15 protein-coding genes are annotated in these 17,293 nt (G+C 63.0%); 3 read left to right on the top strand and 12 right to left on the bottom strand.

From position 1 onward, the window contains the following. Positions 1-207: 207 nt before the first annotated feature. Positions 208-1,401, top strand: coding sequence for a GNAT family N-acetyltransferase (locus tag N826_RS02085; protein WP_084720421.1), 1,194 nt, complete (start codon positions 208-210; stop codon positions 1,399-1,401). Between the two features lie 35 nt (positions 1,402-1,436). Here the strand turns inward: N826_RS02085 and N826_RS39590 are convergent, their stop codons facing one another. The 10 genes from N826_RS39590 to N826_RS02035 form a co-directional block, all read right to left on the bottom strand. Next, entirely contained in the window at positions 1,437-2,438 is a 1,002-nt protein-coding gene (locus N826_RS39590) for a DUF3298 domain-containing protein (RefSeq protein ID WP_186818054.1), read from the bottom strand. A 386-nt stretch (positions 2,439-2,824) separates the two neighbouring features. Beyond that, complete coding sequence (locus tag N826_RS02075; protein WP_044425625.1) at positions 2,825-3,268, bottom strand: BLUF domain-containing protein; 444 nt, start codon at positions 3,266-3,268, stop codon at positions 2,825-2,827. Between the two features lie 22 nt (positions 3,269-3,290). Further along, positions 3,291-4,937 carry a putative bifunctional diguanylate cyclase/phosphodiesterase gene (locus N826_RS02070; protein WP_147040016.1) on the bottom strand — a complete coding sequence of 549 codons (1,647 nt, stop codon included), beginning with the start codon at positions 4,935-4,937 and terminating at the stop codon, positions 3,291-3,293. A gap of 122 nt (positions 4,938-5,059) precedes the next feature. Beyond that, positions 5,060-6,661: an alkaline phosphatase D family protein gene (locus tag N826_RS02065; protein ID WP_044425624.1), complete on the bottom strand. Its 1,602-nt coding sequence runs from the start codon at positions 6,659-6,661 to the stop codon at positions 5,060-5,062. A gap of 108 nt (positions 6,662-6,769) precedes the next feature. Beyond that, a complete protein-coding gene (locus tag N826_RS02060) occupies positions 6,770-7,957 on the bottom strand; it encodes a sensor histidine kinase (RefSeq protein WP_052830754.1) in 1,188 nt (395 codons plus the stop codon). After that, the gene (locus N826_RS02055; protein ID WP_052830753.1) at positions 7,954-8,973 is read right to left on the bottom strand and encodes an ATP-binding SpoIIE family protein phosphatase; all 1,020 of its coding nucleotides are present in this window, start codon (positions 8,971-8,973) and stop codon (positions 7,954-7,956) included. Before N826_RS02055 ends, N826_RS02060 begins: the two co-directional genes overlap by 4 nt. Continuing rightward, positions 8,955-9,401 (bottom strand): ATP-binding protein, encoded by a 447-nt coding sequence (locus N826_RS02050; RefSeq protein WP_044425874.1) that lies wholly within the window; start codon positions 9,399-9,401, stop codon positions 8,955-8,957. Before N826_RS02050 ends, N826_RS02055 begins: the two co-directional genes overlap by 19 nt. Further along, positions 9,391-9,792, bottom strand: a complete 402-nt coding sequence (locus N826_RS02045) for an STAS domain-containing protein (protein ID WP_044425623.1) — start codon at positions 9,790-9,792, stop codon at positions 9,391-9,393. Before N826_RS02045 ends, N826_RS02050 begins: the two co-directional genes overlap by 11 nt. A 15-nt stretch (positions 9,793-9,807) precedes the next feature. Next, positions 9,808-10,683 (bottom strand): STAS domain-containing protein, encoded by an 876-nt coding sequence (locus N826_RS02040; RefSeq protein WP_044425622.1) that lies wholly within the window; start codon positions 10,681-10,683, stop codon positions 9,808-9,810. 16 nt (positions 10,684-10,699) lie between these two features. Beyond that, positions 10,700-11,491 (bottom strand): response regulator, encoded by a 792-nt coding sequence (locus N826_RS02035; RefSeq protein WP_044425621.1) that lies wholly within the window; start codon positions 11,489-11,491, stop codon positions 10,700-10,702. A 314-nt stretch (positions 11,492-11,805) separates the two neighbouring features. Here N826_RS02035 and N826_RS02030 point away from each other — a divergent pair, with 314 nt between their 5' ends. Continuing rightward, positions 11,806-12,540: a DUF2161 domain-containing phosphodiesterase gene (locus N826_RS02030; RefSeq protein WP_244619383.1), complete on the top strand. Its 735-nt coding sequence runs from the start codon at positions 11,806-11,808 to the stop codon at positions 12,538-12,540. Between the two features lie 83 nt (positions 12,541-12,623). Beyond that, positions 12,624-14,591 (top strand): protein-L-isoaspartate(D-aspartate) O-methyltransferase, encoded by a 1,968-nt coding sequence (locus tag N826_RS02025; RefSeq protein ID WP_044425619.1) that lies wholly within the window; start codon positions 12,624-12,626, stop codon positions 14,589-14,591. A 34-nt stretch (positions 14,592-14,625) separates the two neighbouring features. Here N826_RS02025 and N826_RS02020 read toward each other — a convergent pair whose 3' ends face one another. Together N826_RS02020 and N826_RS02015 are read right to left on the bottom strand one after the other, a co-directional pair. Continuing rightward, on the bottom strand, positions 14,626-15,021 hold the full coding sequence (locus N826_RS02020) for a response regulator (protein WP_052830752.1): 396 nt from the start codon (positions 15,019-15,021) through the stop codon (positions 14,626-14,628). Between the two features lie 19 nt (positions 15,022-15,040). Continuing rightward, complete coding sequence (locus N826_RS02015) at positions 15,041-17,197, bottom strand: putative bifunctional diguanylate cyclase/phosphodiesterase (RefSeq protein WP_044425618.1); 2,157 nt, start codon at positions 17,195-17,197, stop codon at positions 15,041-15,043. Positions 17,198-17,293: the final 96 nt, after the last annotated feature.

The raw sequence follows: 17,293 nt of genomic DNA, 5'->3' as shown, positions 1-17,293 counted from the left end.
AGGTCTGTTACCGTGCTTCATGACAATGAAACCGTAGCAGAACATAGATTTTCCTGTACAATCTCACGGATTTTTCTATGAAAACTGCACAGAGATCATCTAACTTCATTCAAGGCCTTGAACAAGAACTTAACTGTCCGAGCTGAGCCAGCATTGGGCTCCAGACCAGCAACGGAAAATTTTCTAAACACGAGCCGGATCCATCCGATGACGCAACTTACAGCTCAACTGACATCCATGGATCCAGACGACGTTGCAGATCTGGGTGTCGACTACGATGTTCAGGTCTTCAGCTCCTTCGAGCTTGTCCGGGATGCTTGGATCGATTTGCAGGAAGACGCGTACAGCCTGGGATTCCAGCAGTTCAACTGGCTCTCCGCCGTATGGGAAACCGTAGGCCATACCCGCTCCATCCGACCCGTGATTGTTCTGGTATCAGACAACGCCGGGAAGCCGATGATGCTGATCCCGCTTGCGGAGCGGCGCCGTAATGGACTGCGCGTGCTGGAGTTCATCGATTATGAGCTCTGTGACTACAACGCGCCGCTGATACGCCACGCACTGATCCGCGAACTTGGCCATAGCGGCTTTCGAAAACTCTGGACGCAAATACTTGCCCAAGCCGGCCCAGTCGACGCAGTGCGTCTCGAAAAGATGCCGCCGCTGATCGGCGATGCGGAGAATCCTTTTCTTCAACTTGGCGTACGGCAGCACGCTTCGACTTTTCAGGCATCCCTCGCTGGTGGTTTCGATGGCTTCACCGGGCGCAGGTCGACCAAGTTCATGCGCAATCTGCGGCGAAACGGCCGTAATCTGGAAAAGCTGGGAAAGGTCGAGTTGACCGAGGCTGCCAGCCCGAACGAAGCGCTGGCGATCCTAGACAAGATGCTCGCCTTGAAATCCATTCGATCGCAGGCCACCGGAGCCGATAACATCTTCGATACCGATCCGGGCTATGCGGAGTTCTACCGGATGCTGTGCCGACGCGAACTTGGGGGGATCATCAGCGTTGGGAGCCTGACAGCCGGAGGTCGGTTCGTTGCGGCTCATCTGGGCCTCGTGTTCGGCAACACGTTCTGCGGCCTGCTGCAGGCAAGCGATTATGAGAACTTCGGCACACATTCGCCGGGCGGGCTGCTCATCCTCGAGGTCATCAGGCAGTCCTGCGAGCGGGGTGATCATACTCTGGACTTCAGCCTTGGCAGCGAAGCGTACAAGGTGGACTGGACGGACGATATGACGCCGCTTTACCGCTACGATCAGGGATTGACGCCCGTGGGAAAGGTCGTCATGGCGCATCAGGCCGGATATTTGCACCTCAAGGAAGTCCTCAAGAAGAACCCTCAACTCCTGGAGACGTTCAAGAAGGCAAAAGCGAAGCTCAGGGGCCTGAAAAGGTAGATCTGGGGATGCCAAGTGGTCTGCGGGCAGTCGCTTCAGCGTGGCGGGATTTGGAGAGTCGGCCGCGAGGCGAGGTAGGGCTCCAGGTCGACCCATCGGATTTCTACTTTGGGCATGCTGGCGGAATACGGACCGACTTCATAGACTGGAAAGCGGACAGTCAAGGCCTTCTCGGTTATTTCCCAGTTCTGAGGATTGCCGACCGTATTCGCCAGCACTGCCGGAGTCGCCGCATCAAGGGTCCATTGATCGCGCTCAGCCTGGGCTGCCAAATCAACGAAGCTCTGTGCCGTCAGAAAGGTCAGCCAGTCTCGGCCGGGATCGAACAGATCGGCAGGCGATAGTTCACGCTGGTGACGCAGAAGGTAGTTGGAGGTCTGCGCACCTTCCGTGCCATGGGCGGCACCGTGCGGATAGACATAGCCTTCGCTCGACAAACTTATCAGATCCGGTGACGCGAAGTGAATCGTGAAACTTTCCTGTTCATCGATCTCGGTATCGTCTCCTTCGGCGGTCTCCGTGCGGGGGCGCTCCAGTTCCTCATCGCCTGCAGCATTCCTGCTGGCAAGGACGGCATTCCAGTTCCGCGTTTCGGCCATGCCGGGGGCATCGATCTGCGGGTAGCGGAGGAGCGTGACGCTCCACCCCGGCACAAGGCCCCAGTCGTCGTCGCCAGGGGCCTTCCTGAAGCCGAAACTTTCGACCGGAATAAAGGTGAGGTGCCCAGATGTCATGGGGACGGTCTTCAGGAAGTCATGGCGCTCCCGGTAGGCATCGCGCATGCACTGAACCGCATCTGCCGACTGCTTGAGCGTGGTGCATGTCGATGAAACAAATTTTAGCCAGCTTCGCTGGTTGTCACGCAGTTGTCGGCGGCCCTCTTCCGACACCGCCGCCCGGGATCTTCGGTATTCGGCAGCCATGGTTTCATCCAGGCTCGACAATGCGGCGTCGCCGCAGATCAGGCGCTCGGCTGGCTGGCTTGCTTTGGCGCAATCGAAGCTGGCAGCTCGAGGCATCGAGGTCTGCGCGAGCAAGCCCGCAGATGCAGCAAGCAGGAGGCAAATTCGCATGGCTGCTACCAGCTTATTAGGGAGACCTCGATGATCTTATCGTCTAATGCGCCAAACTGGAAGGATGTGCCCTTGAGGTGCGGGTTCGACGACTAGTCTTTGTCGACATAGTTTTCATTCCCTGCAACGGCGACTCCCTTGACAATATGGCAAATTCTGAAACTACGATTCCGCCCCGATGAAGCGAGCCGCTAGACTCCGATCAGTCTACAAGGGCAATACCCTATGCTGCACCGTTCCACCCAGGCGTCCGATGCGATAGCGCGGCGGCTGAACCGCCACAGGGCGGGGAAGGCTCCCGCCATGGGCCCTTTGGAACCATGACGGGAGGGATGCGGTTCCAGCGCCGTTCAGGCGGTTTGCTTTTCTTCGTCCATCACCAGCCGGTGCAGGGTCGTGAGGACCTGGGCGGCTTTCAGGTGGATCGGATTGAAGCCGCTGGCCGCCGAGACATCACCGAACAGGTGTTGGCCGGACTGGGAAGCGCCGACGAACGACATCGACCAGTCGGGGAAGACGCGACCGTCTACCGGAGCATAATCCAGGACCAGCACTTCGCTGTGCCGCTCGTCCCACTGGATGCGCTCGAAGGTTTCGGACACTGCCGAGGACGGGCCTTCCAGGACTTGGGCGAAGCAGCCGCTGTTGAACAGCAGCGCTCCGGTGACGCCGGCCCTGGCATTGTTGCGGCGGGAGCTTTTCAGGATCTGATGAACGCCTTCGACGATTTCGTCGCTGGTACCAGGCATGGCGTTGCGGCTGAAGTAGACGAGACGATGGACCTGTTCGGACATGGGAGTAGTAACCTGTCGGAGTTTACGGATGGGTGCTGCGGTTGAAGATTGCGGCCAGATCGGACGCGGGGACGGGTTTGCTGAGAAGGTACCCCTGGATGTCGGTGCAGCCTTCCGCCCGCAGGCGGTTCAACTGCTCCTCGGTCTCGACACCTTCGGCTGTTGTGGAAATGCCGAGGCTGATGCCCAAGCCGATGATCGCCTTCACGATGGCGGCGCTGTCGCCGTCGGTCGGCATGTCGCGGATGAACGACTGGTCGATCTTCACCTTGTCGAACGGGAAGGAGCGCAGATAGCCGAGGCTGGAATAGCCGGTACCGAAATCGTCCATCGCGATCCGAATGCCGAGGCTCCGAAGCTGGTGCAGGATCGCAAGCGTTCCGGCGGTGTCATCCAGGAGGACGCTTTCGGTGATCTCCAGTTCCAGCCGCTCCGGCGGCAGTCCGGAGGTGGCGAGCGCCGCCGCAACCGTTTCCACCAAGCCGGCCTTGCCGAACTGCATGGGCGACAGGTTGACCGCGATCCGCTGATTGCCGGGCCAGCTTGCCGCTTCGCGGCAGGCGGTCAGGAGGACCCACTCGCCGATCTGCGAGATCAGGCCGATCTCTTCGGCGACCGGAATGAATGCGGCCGGGGAGACCATGCCGCGCTGCGGATGGCGCCAGCGGGCCAGCGCTTCGAACCCCACGACCTGTTTGTCGTGAAGGCTCATCTGCGCCTGGTAGTAGACCTCAAACTGGCGGAGCGCGAAGGCTCGGCGGAGGTCGAGTTCGAGCGTGCGCCGAGCTTGGGCGCGGGCGTCCATCTCCTGTTCGAAGAAGCGGAAGCGGCCCCTTCCCTCTTCCTTGGCGCGGTACAGGGCAAGGTCGGCGCTCTTCAGGAGGCGATCGGGATCGTTGCCGTCGTTGGGCGGAAAGGCGACGCCGATGCTGACGCCGATGTTCAGGATATGGTCGTCGACGAGGTAGGTCCGGCCGATCAGATCGACCAGCCGCTGGGCGAGCGCCTTCGCGGCCTCCGGCTGTTTCGGGGAGCGCTGGAGGATGGCGAACTCGTCGCCGCCGAGACGGGCCACGAGATCCGTCTTGCGGACGGTCGCGCGCAGGCGATCCACCACTCGGCACAGCAGCTTGTCGCCGATCGGATGTCCGAGCGTGTCGTTGACGGCCTTGAAGCGGTCGAGGTCGAGCAGGAGGAGGGCGGTTTCGGTGCCGTCAGGCTCGGGGCCGGTCAGCGCCGTGACGATCTGCTCCTTCAGGACCACCCTGTTCGCCAGACCGGTCAGGGCATCCCGCCGCTCGGTCATCTCGGCCGGGGAACTTGACGACTTGTCCTCGACCAGGACGAGGGTGCGCCCGCCGCCGAACGTCACCGGGTTGACCGGCAGGATCCGGCCGTCGAGCGACTTGAGGGATCGCACGGCGCCCGAAGCGACGCGGGAAAGGTCGGGACCGCCCAGGCCCGGATGGCTGGACAGGTTGAAAAGGGTCCGGAACGCGGCATTGGCGAAGGAGACGAGGCCATCGGGTTCAAGGATGGCGAAGGCGCAGGGAAGCCGGTCGCAGACTTCCATCAAGGCATCATGGGGAGGAAGAGGCGGGTGGACGGTAGGCGTATCATGCCCGACGGCGGGGTCTCTGTCCGGGAAACTCTCTGTCAGATCTTGCATGACACTTACACCCATAACTGCAATCGCTAGCAGTTATGGGTGCGTTTTAGTGAAGAGATCGTGTATTTTCTGGTAGAACCTTGCGCCTATTCTATTCGGACATAGAGTAATGGCGCTTGGTATTACGCAGCCGGCAACAGTTCTTTCGTATAGAGCGTTTGTCCTTCCAGGTCCTTCAGGCTGACCAGCATGACGCCTTCCCCATCGATGTCCACCTGACCGAAGAACTGGTAACCGGCGCTCGGCGGCAGGTTGGATTGCCCGTCGGGCGGGGCTTTGACGAACATCAGCTGGGGACCGAAAGTGTTGTCCAGCCCGTTGGGACCGAAGGTTCCGGCGTTGAGCGGGCCGGACACGAATTCCCAGAACGGATCGAAGTCCTGGAACTGCGCCTTGTTCGGGTCGTAGTAGTGGGCGGCGGTATAGTGAACGTCCGCGGTCAGCCAGACCGTATTGCGGATGCCGTTGCGGCGGATGAAATTCAGCAGGTCGGCGATCTCCAGCTCACGCCCCAGTGCCGGGCCGTCGCCTTGGGCGATGGCTTCGGATCCGGTCTTGGCGGCGCCGTTGTCGTAGACGATCACGCCGATCGGCATGTCGGCGGCAATCACTTTCCAGGTCGCGTCGGATGCCAGGAGGGCCTGCTTCAGCCAGCGGATCTGCTCAGCCCCGAGGAAGCGGGTGTCGGGATCGGGTTCGCTCTGGGTGTTGGCGGTGTTCGGTCCGCGATAGCTGCGCATGTCGATCCGGAAGACATCGAGATGCCGGCCGTAGGAAAACTTGTTGTAGATCCGGTCACGGTTGCTGGGGTCCCGGCGGACCGGCATGTATTCGAGGAAGGCGCGCGTGCCGTTGGCGGCGAGGACGGCGACGCTCTTCTCCTTATAGCGCTGGTCAGCGTCCATCCGCTTTTCCCAGTACCAGTTGTTGGTCGCTTCGTGGTCGTCCCACTGAGCGAACATCGGCACTTCGGCATTGAACCGGCGCAGGTTGTCGTCCAGCAGGTTATAGGCGTGGTTGCCCCGGAAGTCGTCCAGCGTCTCGGCGACATGAGCCTTGGCCGGTGTCACGATGTTCTTCCAAACGCCTCCGCCGGGCAGTTCCTTGGTTTCCGACAGCGGGCCGTCGGCGTAGATCGTGTCGCCGGAGTGAATGAAGAAGTTCGGCTCGGTGCGGCGCATCGATTCATAGATCTTCATGCCGCCCAGGTCGGGATTGATGCCGTAGCCCTGCCCCACCGTATCGCCGGACCAGACGAAGCGGACGGCGCCGCCGGACGAGGCCGTGCGGAACTGGCCGGTGACCGGTTCGCTGACGCTTTTCAGGTCGGACAGGTCCTGGAAGCTGACGCGGTAGAAGACGCGCTGGGCAGAGGGCAGGTCCGAGAGGTCCAGATGGGCGGTGTAGTCGGTATCGGCCAGCGCCAGCGGACCGGAGATCCGCCGGGCATTGCGGAAGCTCTCGGTGGTCGAGACCTCCACCATCATGCGGGCCGGCCGGTCGGCGCGGCTCCAGACGATGGCACGGTCGCCGGAAAGATCGCCCGCCTGAACGCCGTAGGGCATCGCGATCCGGCGGCCGTCGGCCGTGACGATCGCCGGGGCCTGGGCCAACGCGCGTCCCAGAGGCGTCGCGACGGCGATCAGGCTGCCGCCTGCCGCGGCGGTGTTATACAGGAACGAGCGGCGGGAAACCCAACGCTGCGCTGATCCATCCTTCGACATCTGCTGACTGCTCCATGTCCCGATTGTTTGTCGGGCCGATGGTAGTCAGGGCATATGACACTTTTCCGTGCATGTTTGTGACATGTCGACAGTCTCCCGGTGCGGCGATCAATCGCCGTGGAGCGGCATCGTCACGGAAACGGTCGTCCCGTTGCTGCCGTCGATCACGAGATCGCCTTCGACCCGAGCGGCCAGCGCACGGATCAGGTTCATGCCGAGGCTGTCGGTCGCGTCTTCCGGCATGCCGGCGCCGTTGTCGGACACCTCCAGCTTCAGCCGCTCCGCCGGCATGACCATCAGCGAGACATGGATCTGGCCGCGCTCGCCATTGGGAAAGGCGTGCTTGAAGGCGTTGGTCACGACCTCGTTGATCAGGAGCCCCAACTGGATCGCCATGTCGAGACCGAGGACGACCCGGTCGGTTTCGACCGTCAGTTCGGGACCGGCGCCCGACGCGGTGAAGGACATCCGGAGATGGGCGCAGAGGTCGCGGACATAACCGGCAAGATCCACACGGGCGAGGTCTTCCGACTGGTAGAGCTTCTCGTGGATGATGCTGAGCGAGTGGATGCGGCTGCGGACGTCGTCGAGCTCCTGCCGGACGAGCGGACTGGTGGACTTCCGGGCCTTGAGGCTGACGAGGCTGGAGATGATCTGGAGGTTGTTCTTGACCCGGTGGTAAACCTCCTTCAGCAGCACTTCCTTTTCGACGACGCTGGCACGGAGCGCGGCATTGGCTTGCAGCAGCTCCTCCTCCCGCTGGCGAAGGTCGCTGAGGCTGCTCAGAAGCTCCTGGTTCTGGCGCTGGACTTCCTCGACAGGATCCATCGGCTGCTGGCGGGTCAGTTCGTCCATCAGCTTGTTGATGAACTCCGGAACCGGACGGTCGAGCGAGCGCTGCACATTGCGGCCAAGCACGACGGAGGTGCCGGACTCGGACGTCTTGACTTCAAGCCGGTCCATCAGCCGCTGGGAACCGAGCAGGCCGAGGCCCATGCCGGTGCTGGAGCGGTAGCGTCCGGCCAGGATGTCGTCCAGCTCGGCGATGCCGGGACCGGCATCGCTGACTTCGATCACCATGGAGACGCGGCCGCCGGACTCCTCGATCCGGAAATCCGCCTTGCCGCCGGCGGCATAGGCATAGGCGTTGCGGCAAACCTCCGACACCGCCGTCGCGATCCGGGTTTGGTCCTGTACCTCGAAGCCCAGGCGTGCCGCGACGAGACGGGCACGCTGGCGAGCATGCACGATGTCGCGGTCATGGCGGATATGGACAGTGAAGAGCGGCCAGGTCAAGTTTCGCTGGTCTTCACCACGACGATCAGATTGTCGTCCCGGACCCGTTTGAAATCGCGGTAAAGCACGGCCGCGATCATCATCGGGTGTCTTGTCGCCAGGCCCGGATAACTGTCGATATCCCATTTGGTGCTCAGACCGTCCGAATGGAAAACCGCCAGCAGATCGCCGCCATACGCATACTCATATTCCTTCACTTTCGCCACATTATGCCCGACAACGCCGTTCTGCGATACTGTCCGGGTTTGCCCGTCGCGCCAACGGATGAAGCCGGAAATATTGCCGACCCCGGCGAATCGCACGCGCCGGTCGTTCGGCTCGATCCTGACCACGCCGACAACCGCGCCCCGCGTCCCGCGCAATGCCTTATGCAGACCTTCGAGCAGCGGCTCGGGCAGCCTTTCCTTCGAACGCAGGAACTCGCTGCGGGCGGCTTCCGCGGCTTCCGCCGCTCCCAATCCATGCCCGAGACCGTCACATACCAATAACAGCGTGGCGCCTCTTTCGGTCACGCGCGCAGCCCAGCCATCTCCGCTGACGGCCTCGCCGATGCGGGGCAGGCAGACCGCGCCGACTTCCAGGCCGGGGAACGGGGGGCGCTGCTGGTAGCCCGCGGTGCGGACGCCGCAGACGATGGCCGTTCCCAGGTTGGGCTTGGAATAGATGTCGAAATGGTCGGACTGGCGCTGGATGGCTCCCAGGCCGGTGCCGGTACTGTCCGCCGTGCTGACTCCGTCGCGCAGGCAGTCCTGGACGTTCGCCATGCCGGGACCGCTGTCGAGTGCCAGGATGTTGACCTCACCCCCGTGGTCGTGGGAGCGGGCATCCAGCACGATTTCACCGCCGCCGCCATGGCGGAGGATGTTGGTGGCGGCCTCCGTCACGACGATCGCGAGCCGCCCGCTATCCTGCTCGCTGAAGCTGGCGATGGATGCAAGCTGGATCGCCTTGCGGCGGGCCTCGGCTATCTGACTCTGTTCCCGGATCGGTACCGGGATTACGGCCGTTCCGTCCATGATGCGACTTTCACTACTGTGCCCTCGCCCGGTACGGACCGGATCTCGAACTCCTTGCACAGGCGCCTGGCACCGCTGAGGCCAAGGCCGAGCCCGCCACCCGTGCTGTATCCATCGGTCAACGCCTTGGACATGTCCGAAATTCCCGGACCGTGATCGGTGAAGACCAATTCAACCTTTCGGCGCGTCATGCGTCCGACGACCGCGATCAGGACCTCTCCCCCGCCGCCGTAGTCGAGCGTGTTGCGCGCCAGTTCGCTGGCCGCCGTCACCATCCGGGTGGTCTCGATCCGCGACGCGCCGATCACGGCCATCGCGGTTGCGACCGACCGGCGGACCCGGCTGACGTCGGCACCCGTCCGGATCGGAATGGTTTCGGCGGAATTCTCTCCCCGCCCCGCTTCAGGCCTCCCCGCTTCAGGCCTCATGGAGGCGCTCGGCCCCCTCGCTGGATTCCCGGCGGATCAGTTCCATGCCGCGGTCGACATCGAGCGCCGTTCGCACGCCCTGGAGAGACATGCCGAGTTCGACCAGCGTTATGGCGACGGCGGGACGCATGCCGACGATCACCGTCGCCGCATCCAGGATACGGGCGATGGCGGAGATGTTGGCCAGCATGCGGCCGATGAAGCTGTCCACGACGTCCAGCGCGGAGATGTCGATCAGCACTCCCTTGGCATGCGTCTTGGCGATCCGTTCCGCCAGATCGTCCTTCAGCGTCATGATCATCCGGTCTTCAAGGTCGACCTGGATGGTCAGGAGCAGGCAATCGCCGATCTGGAAGATCGGGATGCGGTTGGGTTCAAGGAAGTGGGTCATGAATGGGACTGCCGGTCAGCGCGTGTGGGCGGGCTTGGTGGCGGAGAAGGTGACGCCCGTACGCTTGAGCGCATGGGCGAACGCGCTTTGCAGGTCAGCCTTGGTGGCGACCTGCGGCAGTTCGACCCCGAGATGGACGATGGTCTGGGCGATCTGCGGACGGATGCCGCTTATGATGCATTCCGCCCCCATCAGCTTGGCCGCAGCCGCCGTCTTCAGCAAATGCTGGGCGACCAGCGTATCGACGGTCGGAACGCCGGTGATGTCGATGATGACGATCTCCGCCTTGCTCTCGACCACCGCTTCCAGCAGGTTTTCCATGACAATCTGGGCCCGAGCGCTATCGAGCGTGCCGATCAGCGGAAGCGCGACGATCCGGTCCCAAAGCTGGACGACTGGGGTGCTCAGTTCCAGCATTTCCTGCTGCTGGCGCTGGATGATGTCTTCCCGGCCGCGCAGATAGATGTCGTTGGTGTAGAGCCCCAGCTTGTCGAGCAGCACGGTCGCGGACCATGCCTCGTTGACCAGCGTCGCCGGGTCGTCCTTGTACTGGTCACGCAGGCATTCGAAGATCGGCTGCTTGAGCGCCAGGATGAAGGTTGCCGTCTCCGTCGGGGTGAAGCCGTGATCGACCCGGAAATTGGTCACCTCGGTCAGCATGTCCCGGACATCCTGCCACTGCTCGCTTTCGATGTCGAAATTCAGCCCGTTCTTCGTCGCGGCGATCAGGTGGCTAAGGAAGCTGCGCGACTGGCGGCGGAGTTCCGCTTCCCGCATCAGGTCGGCGCGAAGGACGCCGACCTCCGACTGGGCGGCGATCCAGTCCGTGAGGATGCGATCCTGGTACCGGCTGAGCAGGCCGGGCAGGTTGCTGCCGGTGGAGTCGGGCATTCTGAAGGTCTTCTCGTCAGTTCATTTTCTGGGGCGGATGGACCGCCAGGGCTTGCCCGATCGCGGTCCGAAGGACCTCGGGCTGGAACGGCTTGCTGATGAGGAAGGCGGGCTCGAGCTGCTCGCCGGTCAGCAGGCGTTCGGGGAAGCCGGTAATGAAGATCACCGGAAGATTGGTCGAGCGCAGGATCTTCTGCACCGCCTTGATGCCGCTGTCGCCGCCCTTGAGCTGGATATCGGCAAGGATCAGTTCGGGCAGGGTCTCGGCCGCGATTCGCAGCGCTTCTTCCTCGCGCGCGGCTTGGCCGCAGACCTTGTGGCCCATGTCGGTGACGAGGCCGGCGATATCCTCGGCGATCAGGGGCTCGTCCTCGATGATGAGGACGCGGACGGATGTCTGGGTCGCAAGCTCGGCGCGGGCGGCTTCCAGCTCCGCGCGTATATCGTCCGGCGAGGCGTTGAGAATGCGGCTGACCTCGTCGAACGAGAAGCCTTCCAGCGATACCAGCAGCAGCACCTGCCGCTGGCGCGGCGGCAGCCGGCCGACGCCCTGGAGCACCTTGCTGTCGCCGAAGTCGGGGACCGCCTCCGGGAATGTCTCGTCCACCAGCGACCAGACTTCATGGAATAGGGCGAAGAGTTCGAGCCGGATATTGCTGGAAGGATCGATGCGGTCCGGTTCGGCGAGATAGGCCTCCAGGCATACCCGAACGTATTCGTCGCCCCGGTCCTGTGACCCCAGCAGGGCGCGGGCGTAGCGCCGGAGGTATGGGAGGAATTTTACAATCTCTGCGGAAGATTCCGGCATTCTGATCTCAACGGTTCATCATGACGCTGTCTAAACCCCGCCTTATCGTCAGCGGGAAGAACAATCGGACATTCCACATACCACGATAACTCGGGCCGTGGATCGGGGTATTTGGCTAAGCCCCTTTAAGCGACGCGACCGAAACTGCGGTCGCTGCGGCAACGGGCGAAGCGCTGAAAGGTTGCAGAGGTATCGTGATTTGATGACCGGGCGAAGCGATGCCGACGCGCCGGCACCGGCCGATTGACACGGAAGGCGATGCGGCGCAAACGTCGGGCAGCCAGTAATTCATCGATCAGTTTGAAGGAGCCGCCTTGCCCGTTACCTCCCCCGTGACCTCCGAGGTGGAGCTGTACGATCCGGTAAAAGCCTTTCTGGAAGCACAGGGATACGATGTGAAAGGGGAAGTGCGGAGCTGCGATCTGGTCGCCGTGCGCCCTGGTGAGCCGCCCGTGCTGGTCGAGCTGAAGCTCCGGTTCTCGTTGTCGCTGGTCCTTCAGGGAATCGACCGGCTGGCATTGTCCGACCGGGTCTATCTGGCTGTGCCGAAGCCGTCCGGACGCCGGGTAGCCGGTCCCAATGCGAACGATTCAACCGTTCGCAAGCTGTGCCGGATGCTGGGGCTGGGGCTGCTGACGGTCGATCCGGGCGCCAAAGCGGGGAACCGCGTCGAACTGGTGGTGGAACCGACACCTTACCGGACCAGACTGAACGCCAAGCGGGCGAAACTGCTGCTGAAGGAACACGAGCGGCGGATCGGCGATCCGAACCGCGGCGGATCGAACAAGGTGAAGATCGTCACCGCATACCGTCAGGAAGCGCTGCGATGCGCCCGGCTGCTGAAGGACAGGGGACCGATGAAGGTTGCGGACCTGCGGCGCGACGGCGATGCGCCCAGTGCGGCCGGCATCCTTCAGAAGAACGTCTATGGCTGGTTCGAGCGGGTCAGCCGGGGCGTCTACGGACTGACGGCGGAGGGTGTTCTGGGGCTGGAAAGGTTCGACCCCGAAGCTGCCGTCGAACTTCCTGCCGACGAGATTTCGGCGTGAGGGGCCTGTTGAGCGGCCGAGAGGAAGAGCGGCCGAGAGGACACCGCTGAAGGACGAACCCCGACGATGGGAGACATTGGGCGATGGCCAGCACCGATTTCGCCGAGAACCGCCGCAGGATGGTGGACCGCGATATCGCGGGACGCGGCATTACCGATGGAGGGGTTCTCGCGGCCATGGGCAAGGTCCCGAGGGAAGCCTTCGTACCCGACGGACTGCTGGAATACGCCTACGACGATTCACCGCTGCCCATCGGCGGGGGACAGACGATCTCCCAGCCTTACATCGTCGCGATGATGATGCAACTCGCCGGCGTGAAAGCTGGCGACCGGGTCCTCGAAATCGGCACAGGGTCCGGTTACTCGGCCGCGGTGCTGGCGGAACTCGGCTGCAAGGTCTTTACGATGGACCGGCACGCGGCACTGGTCCGATCGGCGGCGATGCGGCTTCGGCGCCTGGGGTACAAGGGGATCGGCCTGAAGAGCGGCGACGGCACGCTGGGCTGGCCGGAGGAAAGCCCGTTCGACGCGGTGATAGTAACGGCGGGCGGTCCGGGAATACCGGACACGCTGTCGCGCCAGTTGAAGCCCGGCGGGCGGCTGGTGATCCCGGTCGGCGAGCAGGAGCGGTTTCAAAGACTGATGGTCCGTCAGCGGACGGGAGAGGATAGTTTCGACGACGAGGATCTGGGCTCCGTTGCCTTCGTGCCGCTGATCGGGACGCATGGCTGGAAAACGAAGGAAACGGGCGCCGTCGGCATTGTCGACTTGATCCGGCAGGCGGCCGAGCCCCTGCCCGACCTGGATGACCCCCGGTTCGGGGAAATGTTCGACAGGATTGCAGACAAGCGCGTCGTGCTGCTGGGAGAATCGAGCCACGGCACCTCGGAATTCTACCGGGCGCGCGGCAAGATAACGGAACGGCTGATCTCTCGTCATGGCTTCACCATCGTCGCGGTCGAGGCCGATTGGCCCGATGCGGCGCATGTGGACCGCTTCATCCGCCACAGGCCGCCGGGCAGCCCGGACGAGCCGGCCTTCTCCTGCTTCCCGACTTGGATGTGGCGGAACGTTGAAGTGGAAGGCTTCATCGACTGGCTGCGGCGGCATAACGGGACGATCCCGGACCGACAGGACCGGGTCGGCTTCTATGGCCTGGACCTGTATAACCTGAGATCCTCGATCGCGGCCGTCCTGGAATATCTGGACCGGATCGACCCGGAAACGGCCGGAATGGCGCGCGAGCGATACGGCTGCCTGTCGCCGTGGCAGCGCGACCCGACCAGCTATGGCGAGGCGGCACTGGAAGCAGGATTCAAGGCCTGCGAGAAAGCCGTCGTCGGCGTGCTTCAGGACCTGCTGAAGAAGCGACTGGCCTATCTGAACCAGGATGAAGCGGAGTGGCTGGACGTCCAGCAGAACGCCCGGCTTATCGCGGCTGCGGAGGAATATTACCGGACGCTGTACTACGGTTCGACCAGTAGCTGGAACCTGCGCGACCGCCATATGTTCGAGACGCTCCAGTCGATACTGGCGGCGCGCGGGCCGCGGTCCAAGGCCGTCGTTTGGGCGCACAACTCGCATATCGGCGATGCCTCCGCGACGGAGATGGGCCGGTACGGCGAACTGAACATCGGTCAACTCTGCCGCGAGGCGTTCGGCGAGGATGTGGCGCTGGTCGGTTTCGGCACCGACCGAGGCACGGTTGCGGCGGCATCCGGATGGGATGGGCCGGTGGAGGTTAAGCAGGTCCGCCCGTCGATCGACGGTAGCTACGAACGGCTGTGCGCCGAGGCAGGGATACCGGAATTCCTGCTGGATCTTACCCTGGATCGGGACGGGGCGCTGATAACCGGCCTGAAGCGCCAACGCCTGGAGCGCGCCATCGGCGTGATCTATCGTCCCGAAAACGAACGGCAGAGCCACTACTTCCACGCCAACCTGCCCGATCAGTTCGACCACTGGGTCTGGTTCGCGGAAACGACGGCGGTAACGCCGCTTGCCGGCGCCGAGCGGCGCGATCAGGCGGAAACATGGCCTTCGGGGCTGTGATCTGCGGGAACACGAACCGGCGCCGCGACGGCCGTCATCTCTTCCGATGGACTGCCGCGCGTATGGCATCCAGGATCTTCTGCCCGCTATGTCCCTTGAGCTGGTAGCACCATGCGCCGGACTCCAGGGCCATCCGCCGCGTCTCGCTGTCGTCGGAGCCGCTGAACGCGATGATCGCGACACCAGGGTGCTCGCCGATCAGGTCGCGCATCGCCGCCAGCGGTTCCTTGCCCGGCATGTGGAGATCCAGCAGCACGGCGTCGGGCCGCAACTCCGCGACGGTTTCCGTCAGCATGTCGGCGCGGTCGATGCATCCGACGCAGCACATGTCCGGGGATGCGTCGATGGTGGCGCGCATCGCCATGCCGATGATGACATGGTCGTCTACGCAGAGAACCCGGATCGGACCTTTTGAAGCGGAGTGCGTCATGGCCGCGTTCTCATGTCATTCAAGACGGCGAAGCGAGGCCGGCCAACAGTTTCAGCAGCTCGGGACCAGGTATGGGCCGGCTGAACAGATAGCCTTGGATCTCGTCGCAGCCCAGGCGGCGCAGGTGAGCCACCTGCTGTTCGGTTTCCACCCCTTCCGCCACGATGCGGCGCGACATGGAATGGCCCATGTCGATAACAGCGCGAACGATTTCCGCATCTTCGGCGCCCGTCGCAATGTCCGTGATCAGCGACCTGTCGATCTTGATCGTATCGAGCGGCATCATCTTGATATACGCCAGGGAAGAATACCCCGTACCGAAGTCGTCGAGAGCCAGATGGACGCCCAAATCGGCCAATTGCTGCAACAGCAGGACAATTTCGCCGCTGTCCTTCATCAGCACGCTTTCGGTGATCTCCAGTTCGATGTCGTTCGGCTCTAGCCCGGTACGCTTGAGGATCGCGATCAGTGCCGGAATGAAGGCGGGACGAATCTGGCGGACCGACAGGTTGACCGCCATGCGGACCTTGGAATGCCCCCGGTCGATCAGCAGGCGGCGCTTACGGCAGGCCGTTTCCAGCACCCATTCGCCTATGGCGTTGATCAGCCCCGTTTCTTCCAGTTCCGGGACGAAATCCGCAGGAGAAACGTTGCCGAGATCCGGACTGCGCCACCGCAGGAGCGCCTCGCACCCGCAGACCGTCCAGGTCTTCAGATCGACCTTCGGCTGGTAGACCAGCGAGAACTCCCCGCGCTCCAGCGCCCGCGACAACCCGGACCTCATGGCGATCCGGTTGTTTACCACCGTGTCGAGATCGGGAGTATAAAAGCGCCTGGGCGGTCCGTCACTTTCCCTGGCGCTCCAAAGCGCCGCATTGGCATTGCGCAGCAGGACGTCCGGATCGGTTCCGTCGGCGGGAAAGGTGACCATGCCGATGACGGGATTGAGCCTGATCTCGAACCCGTCCAGGTCGACCGGCGATTCGAAGGCCGCAAGCGCCCGGTCGGCCAGCATGCCCATACGGCCGGCGTGATCGAGATTGGGGGCGAGGACCGCGAACTCCGACCCTTCCAGCCGGGCCAGCGTGTCCGTCGAGCGAAGGCAGCCGGCCAAGCGCCTTGCCGCCTCCTGGATGGCACGGTCGCCTATGGCCCTGCCCATGCTGTCCGTGACGAGCCGGAAGTCGATCAGGTCGATCAGCATCATGCCGCCGGATACCTTGGACACCTGATCGTCTTCCAGCGCCATGCCAAGGCGTTCGCCGAACAGGGTGCGGTTTGGCAGCAGGGTCACGGCATCGTAGAGGGACTGCCGCCGGATAAGGGTTTCGAAATGGGAACGCTCCGTAATGTCGCGGGCGATCGCGACGAATACCGGCGGCGTCTCGTGACGGAGCAGTTGAAGCCGGATCTCGACCTCGTAGGTGGAACCGTCGCGGCGGTGATGGAGAGTCTCGTAACAGATCTCATCCATGGAACCGTCCTGAAGCGGCCGCACTAGTTCGGCAAAGTCATCCTCGGAATAGTCCGTCTTCAGGTCCATCGGCGTCATGCGGAGCATTTCTTCCGCCGAGTAGCCCAGGTTCTCGCGAGCCCCCCGGTTGACGAGTATGAAACGCCGCGACTCCGCGTTGAAGACGTAGATCTCGTTGATGGATTGCTCGATGATCCGGCCGAGACGCGCCGTCTGCTGCTCCGCCAATGTACGTTCGGTTATGTCCCGGAGCACCACCACATAGGCTGTCTCGCCGTCGAGCGACACGCAGGCGATGGAGGCCTCCGCCGGGAACTCGGCCCCGTCGCGGCGCAGTCCGACGATCTGGCGGCGCTCACCCATCAAGCGCGAGCCTTTGGTGTGATCGCGGAAATCGGTCATCTGCTTGCCGTGGCCATGCCGGAAGCGCTCCGGCAGCAAGGACTGCACCGAATGCCCGATCACATCGGACGCGGAATATTGGAAGACCTGCTCGGCGGCACGGTTAAACAGGACGATGCGAAAGGCGCCATCCATGACGACAAAGGCATCTCCCGCGAGATCGAGGATCTCGAACAACGGATTCGACACGCTGGAACCACCGAATACCAATGCGGTCCTCACCCCTGCCATCGCATCCGCACCATCCACCGCCGGTAAGTGGGAGTGATCCTCCATCCCGACGCCAGACAGGACAATCATACCATTCTCCTCGCGCCCGCTTGCTCGCGATCGCCATTGCGACAACCAGCCGGCGGTAGACTCAGACGCTACCCGATCATGATACGAGTGCTGAAA

Origin of the sequence: Skermanella aerolata KACC 11604, assembly GCF_000936425.1 — a bacterium.
GTDB lineage: Bacteria > Pseudomonadota > Alphaproteobacteria > Azospirillales > Azospirillaceae > Skermanella > Skermanella aerolata.
This window is presented reverse-complemented; position numbering and strand designations above follow the sequence as displayed.

What these genes read in the sequence shown, in the direction of transcription:
- N826_RS02025 (WP_044425619.1), top strand. Translation starts at nt 12,624, where the DNA reads ATGGCCAGCACCGATTTCGCCGAGAACCGCCGCAGGATGGTGGACCGC.
- N826_RS02075 (WP_044425625.1), bottom strand. Translation starts at nt 3,268, where the DNA reads ATGTCCGAACAGGTCCATCGTCTCGTCTACTTCAGCCGCAACGCCATG.
- N826_RS02055 (WP_052830753.1), bottom strand. Translation starts at nt 8,973, where the DNA reads ATGGACGGAACGGCCGTAATCCCGGTACCGATCCGGGAACAGAGTCAG.
- N826_RS02050 (WP_044425874.1), bottom strand. Translation starts at nt 9,401, where the DNA reads ATGAGGCCTGAAGCGGGGAGGCCTGAAGCGGGGCGGGGAGAGAATTCC.
- N826_RS02020 (WP_052830752.1), bottom strand. Translation starts at nt 15,021, where the DNA reads ATGACGCACTCCGCTTCAAAAGGTCCGATCCGGGTTCTCTGCGTAGAC.
- N826_RS02045 (WP_044425623.1), bottom strand. Translation starts at nt 9,792, where the DNA reads ATGACCCACTTCCTTGAACCCAACCGCATCCCGATCTTCCAGATCGGC.
- N826_RS02065 (WP_044425624.1), bottom strand. Translation starts at nt 6,661, where the DNA reads ATGTCGAAGGATGGATCAGCGCAGCGTTGGGTTTCCCGCCGCTCGTTC.
- N826_RS02015 (WP_044425618.1), bottom strand. Translation starts at nt 17,197, where the DNA reads ATGATTGTCCTGTCTGGCGTCGGGATGGAGGATCACTCCCACTTACCG.
- N826_RS02085 (WP_084720421.1), top strand. Translation starts at nt 208, where the DNA reads ATGACGCAACTTACAGCTCAACTGACATCCATGGATCCAGACGACGTT.
- N826_RS02040 (WP_044425622.1), bottom strand. Translation starts at nt 10,683, where the DNA reads ATGCCCGACTCCACCGGCAGCAACCTGCCCGGCCTGCTCAGCCGGTAC.
- N826_RS02070 (WP_147040016.1), bottom strand. Translation starts at nt 4,937, where the DNA reads ATGCAAGATCTGACAGAGAGTTTCCCGGACAGAGACCCCGCCGTCGGG.
- N826_RS02035 (WP_044425621.1), bottom strand. Translation starts at nt 11,491, where the DNA reads ATGCCGGAATCTTCCGCAGAGATTGTAAAATTCCTCCCATACCTCCGG.